Origin of the sequence: Bradyrhizobium sp. Ai1a-2, assembly GCF_000426245.1 — a bacterium.
Taxonomy (GTDB): Bacteria; Pseudomonadota; Alphaproteobacteria; order Rhizobiales; family Xanthobacteraceae; genus Bradyrhizobium.
Genome location: NZ_AUEZ01000214.1, coordinates 1 through 2,072 on the forward strand (window position 1 = coordinate 1; position 2,072 = coordinate 2,072).

At 59.1% G+C, this 2,072-nt stretch carries 1 protein-coding gene and 1 pseudogene; both read left to right on the forward strand.

What is annotated here, in order from left to right:
• Nucleotides 1-175: 175 nt before the first annotated feature.
• Nucleotides 176-739 (forward strand): annotated as a pseudogene (locus K288_RS51905) (transposase); the annotation flags it as partial.
• Nucleotides 740-1,065: 326 nt separating this feature from the next.
• Nucleotides 1,066-2,072 (forward strand): LLM class flavin-dependent oxidoreductase (locus K288_RS0143225; RefSeq protein ID WP_027584852.1); only part of this gene is annotated, 1,007 nt, incomplete at its 3' end.

The following is a 2,072-nucleotide window of genomic DNA, read 5'->3' on the forward strand; positions in this document are numbered from 1 at the left end:
AGGATTGTGCTTCTGTCCGTGGTCAGCACAAGGCCGCCACACCATGCCATCAGATCCAGAGGAGCCGGCAGGTCAATCTAGGGGCGCGTGATTTGTGACCTGCCACTGCGTATTTCCTCCAGATGGAGTTAGAGTCCGGCCTGAAGAAGGACGGACAGATAAAGCGGAAGAGCAGATTATCGCTGTGTTGAAGGAGCATGAGGCTGGGGCGAAGACGGCGGACTTGGCTCGCAAACATGGGATCTCCGAGGCAACAATCTACAATTGGAAGGCCAGGTTCGGCGGCATGGACGTTTCCGAGGCCAAGCGGCTGAAGGCGCTGGAGGAAAGGAGAACGCGAAGCTGAAGAAGCTTCTGGCCGAGCAAATGCTCGATGCGGCGGCCCTTCGCGAACTGCTGTCAAAAAATGGTAGGGCCCGCCGCCAAGCGCGCCGCGGTGGCGCACCTGCAGGACACGATGGGCCTGTCGGAGCGGCGGGCCTGCTCGATCGCCGGTGCGGACCGGACAATGGTCCGCTATCGATGCTGCCGGCCGCCGGACACGGCGCTTCAAGCCCGGCTACGCGAGCTTGCCAATGAGCGTCGGCGGTTCGGCTACCGCCGGCTGTTCGTCCTGCTGCGGCGGGAGGGCGAGCCGTCAGGGATCAACCGCATTCACCGGCTCTATCGGGAAGAAGGGCTTGCGGTGCGCAAACGGCGAGCCCGCCGCAAGGCCGTGGGCGGCCGAGTGCCGATCCTTAATGCTATCCTCAAGCAAATGTTCGCGTTCGGCGCGAGAGGCGATGGTCGTCATTCAACGCTCTGTCTGCTCAGCCGGTGTCCGCTTGATGACGTCTATGTCGGGAGCTCGACACGAAGACCTTGTGTTCCGCCGACGCGACGCGAAGTACATGGCGTTTGCTCTCTTCGAACAAGCCTCCCAGAACGTCCTGTGGCACGCCGATTGCTCATCCGTGAAACGAGGCGGGGAGAACGCGGTAAATAACGGCCGGTCAAATCTCTCTGATGCTGCCCTGCACCGATCATATGAAGCGGCCTGCGACCGTAGAGCCCAGAGGAAAACGGATGAAGCTTCGACTGTTCTATGAACACCAATTGCCACGGCCTTGGGAAGACGGTGGCGAACGAAAATTGTTTAGTGATGCGCTGGATCAGATCGAGCTCGCTGATCGAGTCGGATTCGATCACATGTGGGAGGTCGAGCATCATTTCCTGGAGGAATACTCCCACTCCTCGGCACCAGAGGTGTTTCTGGGGGCCGTTTCGCAGCGAACAAAGAATATCCGCATTGGTCACGGCATTTGCCTTTCCCCGCCGAATTACAACCACCCGGCGCGCGTGGCCGAGCGCCTCGCGACCCTTGACTTGATCTCTGGTGGGCGTGTCGAGTGGGGGACTGGAGAATCCGGGTCGTTGATCGAGATGCATGGATTTGGGGTCGAGCCAGGGCAGAAGAGTAACATGTGGCGGGAAGGCGTCGAGCAGACCGCCAACATGATGACGATGCGGCCGTATCCGGGGTACGACGGGCAGTTCTTCAAAATGCCAACCCGCAACATCGTGCCGAAGCCGGTTCAGAAGCCGCATCCGCCGATCTGGATGGCCTGTTCTCGGCGCGACAGCATTTTGCGTGCCGCGCGTCATGGGGTGGGGGCGCTGGTTTTTGGCTTTGTGGAAGCCTCCCAAGCGAAAGTCTGGCGCGACGAGTACTATCACATCATCAAGTCCGAGGAGTGCGTGCCCATAGGTCATTCAGTGAACGCCAACATCGCCACCCTCAACGGCATGATGGTTCATCAGAACGCCGAAGAAGCCATGCGTCGAGGACTCGATGGTTTCAAGTTCTTTGGTTATTCGATTGCGCATTACGCGGTATATGGCGAACATCGTCCTGGGCGCACGAATTTGTGGCGGCGCTTTCAAGCAATCAAGGACGATATGAAGGAGACGCCAGGCGCGGGCAGCATAGGACGACCCCAGAGTGTTCGCGAGCACCTCATGGCGTATGCCGATATCGGTATCGACCAGATGATCTTTATCCAGCAGTGCGGCATGAATAAACACGAACATAT